Origin of the sequence: Amycolatopsis sp. 3B14 (genome assembly GCF_050958625.1) — a bacterium.
Taxonomy (GTDB): Bacteria; Actinomycetota; Actinomycetes; order Mycobacteriales; family Pseudonocardiaceae; genus Amycolatopsis_E; species Amycolatopsis_E thermoflava.
In genome coordinates, this window is the sequence record NZ_JBHZEN010000058.1 from 49,490 (window position 1) to 55,913 (window position 6,424).

At 74.8% G+C, this 6,424-nt stretch carries 5 protein-coding genes; all 5 read left to right on the forward strand.

Annotated features, from left to right (window positions below; all coding sequences use genetic code 11):
* The first annotated feature begins 20 nt into the window (after positions 1–20).
* The 5 genes from ACCP09_RS30305 to ACCP09_RS30325 all read left to right on the forward strand — a co-directional run bounded on the left by ACCP09_RS30305 (position 21) and on the right by ACCP09_RS30325 (position 6,330).
* Positions 21–1,022 (forward strand): DHH family phosphoesterase, encoded by a 1,002-nt coding sequence (locus ACCP09_RS30305; RefSeq protein WP_027930939.1) that lies wholly within the window; start codon positions 21–23, stop codon positions 1,020–1,022.
* A gap of 771 nt (positions 1,023–1,793) precedes the next feature.
* A complete protein-coding gene (locus ACCP09_RS30310; protein WP_167498960.1) occupies positions 1,794–3,116 on the forward strand; it encodes an MATE family efflux transporter in 1,323 nt (440 codons plus the stop codon).
* A gap of 399 nt (positions 3,117–3,515) precedes the next feature.
* Positions 3,516–4,841: an MFS transporter gene (locus tag ACCP09_RS30315; RefSeq protein ID WP_433752067.1), complete on the forward strand. Its 1,326-nt coding sequence runs from the start codon at positions 3,516–3,518 to the stop codon at positions 4,839–4,841.
* Positions 4,842–4,865: 24 nt separating this feature from the next.
* Positions 4,866–5,777 (forward strand): tRNA pseudouridine(55) synthase TruB, encoded by a 912-nt coding sequence (gene truB, locus ACCP09_RS30320; protein WP_433752069.1) that lies wholly within the window; start codon positions 4,866–4,868, stop codon positions 5,775–5,777.
* 97 nt (positions 5,778–5,874) lie between these two features.
* Positions 5,875–6,330, forward strand: coding sequence for a GbsR/MarR family transcriptional regulator (locus ACCP09_RS30325; RefSeq protein ID WP_433752071.1), 456 nt, complete (start codon positions 5,875–5,877; stop codon positions 6,328–6,330).
* Positions 6,331–6,424: the final 94 nt, after the last annotated feature.

Genomic DNA, 6,424 nt, shown 5'->3' on the forward strand with positions numbered 1-6,424 from the left:
AAAAAGCGTAGCTTGCCCGCATGAGCACCTCCGCCCAGCTCGACTTCCCGCGCGCCGCAGGGCTGCTGCGGGAAGCGAACGACGTCACCCTGCTGGCCCACGTCCGCCCGGACGCCGACGCGCTCGGCAGCGCGCTGGCCCTCGGCCGCGCGCTCTACCAGCGGGGCGCGACCGTGCGCGTGTCCTTCGCCGAGCCGGCCGAGGTGCCGGAAAGCCTGCGCGGCCTGGACGCCGACAACCTGTTCGTGCCCGCCGACGAGGTGCCGCCGTCGGCGGGGCTGCTGGTCTGCCTCGACACGCCGAGCCCGGCGCGGCTGGGTTCGCTGGCCGGCCGGGTGGACGCGACGCGCGCCGCCGGGGGCGAGGTTCTCGTGGTCGACCACCACGCGTCGAACCTGCGGTACGGCTCGGTGCACCTGGTCGACGACACCGCCGAGGCGACCGCGGTGCTGGTGCTGGCGCTGCTGGACGAGCTGGGGGTGGCGCTGGACGAGCCGATCGCGCGGTGCCTGTACGCCGGGCTGGTCACCGACACGGGTGGCTTCCGGCGGGCGCGGCCGTCGACCCACCGCGCGGCGGCCCGGCTGCTCGAGGCCGGGGTCGACCCGGACCGGCTCGCGCGGGAGATCATCGACGACCACCCATTCGCGTGGCTGCCGATGCTGTCGACCGTGCTGGCGTCCGCGCGGCTGGAGCCGGAGTCGGCGCAGGGGTTCGGGCTCGTGCACGCCGTGGTGACCGCCGACGTGGCCGCGACGGTGCGGCTCGAGGAGGTCGAGGGCGTGGTGGACGTGATCCGCTCGACGCGGGAGGCCGAGGTCGCGGTCGTGCTGAAGGAGCAGGCGCCGGGGGAGTGGTCGGTGTCGTTCCGGGCGATCGGGAAGATCGACGTCTCCCAGGCGGCCCGCAGCCTCGGCGGCGGGGGCCACCGGCTGGCGGCAGGCTGCACGATCCACGGCACGGCCGAGGAGGGCCTGGCGATGGTGCGGCGCGCGCTGGAGGAGGCGCCGCTGCTGGGCTGACCCGGAGGCCCGCCATCCCTGCGATTGCCGCGCGGAGCGGCGGGCAGTTCGCTGCTGGTGGCCCGGCGGTCTGCCCGTGACGCGGCGGGTCCCGCGCAGGACAGCTGCGCTTCACCGCGAGTGGCGGGCCCCCGGGAGCTACTGCCCTCGCCGCCGGGAGCTGCCGCGCCCGCCGGGAGCTGCCGCGCTGGCGGGGAGCTGCCCCTCCGATGGGAGCTACAGCCTGCGGGAGCTACCGCCCCTCCGGGGGCTGCCGTGCCTGCCGGGAGTTGCCGCCCCGCCGGGAGCTGCCCCCTCCGGTGGGAGCTACCGCCTGCGGGAGCTACCGCCCCTCCGGGGGCTGCCGTGCCTGCCGGGAGCTGCCGCCCCGCCGGGAGCTGCCCCTCCGGTGGGAGCTACAGCCTGGGGGAGCTACCGCCCCTCCGGGGGCTGCCGTGCCTGCCGGGGGCTGCCGCGCTGCCGGGAGTTGCCGCCCCTCCGGCGGCTGCCGTGCCTGCCGGGCGCTGCCGCCCCCTCCGGGGAGCTACTGCCCCCGTCGGCGGAGAGCCGCCGCCCCGCCGACAGCTGCCCTCCGGCGGGAGCTACCACCTGGGGGAGCTCCCACCCCGGCAGGAGCTACCGCCCCCGCCGGGAGCTGCCGCCTCGCCGAAAGCTGCCCCTCCGGTGGGTGCTACCGCCCGCGGGAGCTCCCCTCCAGGAGCGCAGCGCCGCCGAACTGCGAGCCGCTGCCGTGCAGCCGATCTTGTCGGTGCCCCCGGTTAACCTGCCCTCGTGTCCGAAACCGTGGAAACCGCCGGGGAGAAGGTGCCTGCCAGGCGCGTGCTGGGCCTGGCGGTCCCGGCGCTGGGGGTCCTCGCGGCCGAGCCGTTGTACGTCCTGGTCGACACGGCCGTCGTCGGGCATCTGGGGGCCCTTCCGCTGGCCGGGCTCGCCGTCGGCGGGGTCGTGCTGGCCCAAGTCTCGACCCAGCTGACCTTCCTGTCCTACGGCACCACCTCGCGCACCGCCCGCCTGCACGGGGCGGGCCGGCGCGCCGAAGCGGTCAGCGAAGGCGTCCAGGCGACCTGGCTGGCGGTCCTCGTCGGCCTGGTCGTGCTCGGCGCCGGGCAGCTGCTCGCCGGCCCGGTCGCGCGGGTCCTGTCCGGCAGTGACGAGGTCGCCGCGGCGGCCGTGTCCTGGCTGCGCATCGCGTTGTTCGGCGCGCCGCTGATCCTGATCACCATGGCGGGCAACGGCTGGATGCGCGGAGTGCAGGACGCGGTCCGCCCGCTGCGGTACGTCCTGGCGGGCAACGGGATCTCCGCGGTCCTCTGCCCGCTGCTCGTCTACGTCGCGGACTGGGGGCTCGAAGGGTCGGCCGTCGCGAACGTCGTCGCCCAGGTGATCAGCGCCGGGCTGTTCCTGCGGGCGCTGATCACCGAGAAGGTGTCGCTCAAGCCGCATCCGAAGGTGATGCGCGCGCAGCTCGGCCTGGGCCGGGACCTGGTGCTGCGCAGCCTCGCCTTCCAGGCGTGCTTCGTCTCCGCCGCCGCGGTCGCGGCCCGCACCTCGACGGCCGCCGTTGGCGCGCACCAGATCGTGCTGCAGCTGTGGACGTTCCTCTCCCTCGTGCTGGACTCGGTCGCCATCGCGGCCCAGTCGCTGGTCGGGGCCGCGCTGGGAGCGGGTTCGGCGCGGCAGGCGCGGGGCGTGGCCGGGCAGATCACGCGCTACGGGCTGATCATGGGCTGCGTGCTCGGCGTGGTGTTCGCGGCGGTGTCGCAGGTGCTGCCGCACGCGTTCACCTCCGACCCCGGCGTGCTCGGCGAGGTGCCGCATGCCTGGTGGTTCTTCGTGGCGCTGCAACCGATCGCGGGCGTGGTGTTCGCGCTGGACGGGGTGCTCCTCGGCGCGGGCGACGCGGCGTTCCTCCGCACCGCGACGCTCGCCAGCGCCGCGCTCGGGTTCCTGCCGTTGATCTGGGCCTCGCTCGGCTTCGGCTGGGGGCTGACCGGCATCTGGACCGGCCTGTCGCTGTTCATGGTGCTGCGGCTGGCCGCGGTGGTGGCCCGCTGGCGCTCCGACCGCTGGACCGTGCTCGGCGCCGTCCGCTGACGCCGGGCTGTCTGCGGGTTTCCGGATCGGGGCCCGTCGCTGACGCTCGGCGGCCCGGCCGCGGTGGTGGCGGACCGTGCCCCGCGCGGGCATCCGGTGCCGCCGCCGTGTGAGCCCGGTTTGGTACCGGCGCGCCGGTGCAGCAACCTCGGCGCCGTCGCCGCTGCCCGCGGCGTGGTGGGCGCCGGGCCGCGACTCTGCTGTGGCGCCGGTTCCGGTCGCCGTCCGCTGAACGGGTGGCCCCCCGCTTGGCCGTGTGGCTGAAAACACCCCGGTAACAGGTAAGTTTCAGCCTTGCATAGGCGATACAACTATCGGGACGGCGATGCGGGCGTCCCCGTGTCGTTGTCGCCTACTCCGCCTCGGGAGGAATCCTTCGTGCCGCCGCAGCAGGCACCCGTGACCGGCAAGGCCAGCCGCCGGTCGTGGTTCATCTGGTTCACCGCCGCCATCGTCTACCTCCTCTCCGTCTTCCACCGCACCTCGTTCGGGGTCGCCGGGCTGGAAGCCGCCGACCGGTTCGGGGTCGGCGCCGCCGCGCTCTCCACCTTCACCGTCCTGCAGGTCGGCGTCTACGCCGCGATGCAGATCCCCACCGGCGTCCTCGTCGACCGCTTCGGGCCGCGCAAGGTCCTCACCGCCGCGCTGCTCTTCCTCGGCCTGGGCCAGATCCTCGTCGCAGTCGCGGACACCTACGCGCTGGGCCTGCTCGCGCGCGGTGTGCTCGGCTTCGGTGACGCGCTCACCTTCGTCAGCGTGCTGCGCCTGATCGCCGCGCACTTCCCGGGCCGCCAGTACGCCGTGGTCACGAGCTTCACCACGGCGATCGGCTTCCTCGGCAACCTCGCCGCGACTGTCCCGCTCACCCTGCTGCTCGCCGGCCCCGGCTGGACCCCGACGTTCCTCGCCGCCGGCCTGATCACCGCGATCTACTCGGCCGTCGTCGCGGGCCGCGTCCGCGACACCCCGGCCGGCGCCACCCCGAAGGCCGGCCCGGTCAACGCGCGCCAGCTGGGCCGTCAGGTCCGCACGGCCTGGCGCGTCCCGGGCACCCGCCTCGGGTTCTGGGTGCACTTCTCCACGATGTTCGCCCCGAACGTGCTGACCCTGCTGTGGGGTGTGCCGTTCCTGGTGCAGGGCCAGGGCCGCCCGGCCGCGACCGCCAGCGCCCTGCTGACCGTGTTCGTGTTCGGCTCGATGATCGGCGGCCCGCTGGTCGGCAGCATCATCTCCGCCCGCCCCGGCGCGCGGATGCCGCTGGTGCTCGGCTACCTCGCCGGCGCCGCCGCGGTGTGGGCCGTGCTGCTGAGCTGGCCCGGCCAGATCCCGGTCGGCGTGCTGGTGCCCGCGTTCGCGTTCCTGTCCCTGGGCGGCCCGGCGTCGATGATCGGGTTCGCGCTGGCCCGCGACTACAACCCGCTGTCCCGCGTGGGCACCGCGACCGGCGTGGTCAACGTCGGCGGGTTCGTCGCGACCACGGTCACCGCGCTGGTGATCGGCGTGCTGCTGCAGCTGACCGGCGGCCAGTTCCGGCTCGCGCTGCTGGCCGTCGTCGCGATGCTGGCGCTGGGCACCTTCCGCATGCTGGTGTGGTGGCTGCGCGCCCGCGCGGAGCTGTTCGCCGCGCAGGAGCGGGGCGAGCAGGTGCCAGTCCAGGTGCGCCGCCACGTGTGGGACGCCCCGGCCCGGAACGTCTCCGCCCGGAAGGTCCCGACAGCCGCGTAACGGCGCCCCGTAAGGTGTCCAGCCGTGTCCCAGCCGAAGACTCGACGCCCCGCGCCCCCGCCCGGCCTGCTCGTGGTGGACAAGCCACCGGGCATGACCTCCCACGACGTGGTGGCGAGGGTGCGCCGGATCATGGGCACCCGCAAGGTCGGGCACGCCGGCACGCTCGACCCGATGGCCACCGGCGTGCTGGTGCTCGGCGTCGAGCGGGCGACCAAGCTGCTGGGCCACCTCGCGTTGGACCGCAAGACCTACCTCGCCACGCTGGCCCTCGGCGTCTCGACCACCACCGACGACGCCGAGGGCGAACACCTCTCCACCGCGGCCCCGGACGCGCTGGCCGCCGTCACCGACGAGGCGATCGCATCCGGGATCGCCGCCCTGACCGGCGAGATCCAGCAGGTCCCGAGCGCGGTGAGCGCGGTCAAGATCGCCGGCAAGCGGGCGTACGCGCGGGTGCGGGCCGGTGAGGAGGTCGCGCTCAAGCCGCGGCCGGTCACCGTCTACCGCTTCGACCTGCTCGCGACCCGCCGCGTCGCCGACCGCATCGAGCTGGACGCGGTCGTCGAATGCTCGTCGGGCACCTACGTGCGGGCGCTGGCCCGCGACCTCGGCGAGGCGCTCGGCGTGGGCGGCCACCTCGCCGCGCTGCGCCGCACCACGGTCGGCCCGTTCGGCATCGCCGCCGCGCGCACCCTGGAGCAGCTGGAGGAGAAGCCGGAGCTGTCGTTCGACCTCGACGACGCGGTGGCCGCGGCCTTCCCGCGCTACGAGGTCGACGCGGCCACCGCCCGGGCTGTCCGATATGGACAGCAGGTGCGCGCGTCCGGCATCGAAGGCACGTACGGGGTGTTCGACCCGGACGGGCACGCCCTCGCGCTGGCCGTGGACGCCGGCGGCGTGGCCCGCTCGGTGGTCGTTCTCGCTCCGGCCTGATCCCCGCGAAGCCCGCTTCCGGGGACAGCTCTGGCCATCAGATGCTAGTTCGGACTAGCATATGCCAGCATCAACTGATCGACGCTGGAGGCGACGCGTGGCCGAGCCGGAACACGACGAACTGCGGGCTTGGGTGGAGGAGGTGGCCACGTTCTTCGCCGAGCAGTACGGCCAGCCGCCGATCGCGGGCCGGATCCTTGGCTGGCTGATGGTGTGCGACCCGCCCGAGCAGTCGGCCACGCAGATCGCCGGGGCGATCGGGGCCAGCCGGGCGTCCCTGACCACCAACCTCAACCTGCTCACCGCCGCCGGCCTGGTGCGCCGCCGGACCGGGCCGGGTGCGCGCACCACCTACTTCCGGGTCGACGACGACGCCTGGCCCGTGGTGGTCAGGCGGCGGATCGCCACGCTGGCCTCGTTCGCCGACGTTGCCGAACGAGGCATGGACCTCTTCGGGGCCGACAGCGCCAGGGCGGGCCGGTTGCGCGCCGCGCGCGAGACCTTCCTGTGGATGGCCAGGGCCTTCGAGAGGAGCGACGACCGTGACGTCTGAAGGTTCGGCAGTGGTGGCCGGCGGTGGCATCGGCGGGGTCACCGCCGCCATCGCCCTGCGGCGGGGCGGGGGGGGGGGGGGGGGGGGGGGGGGG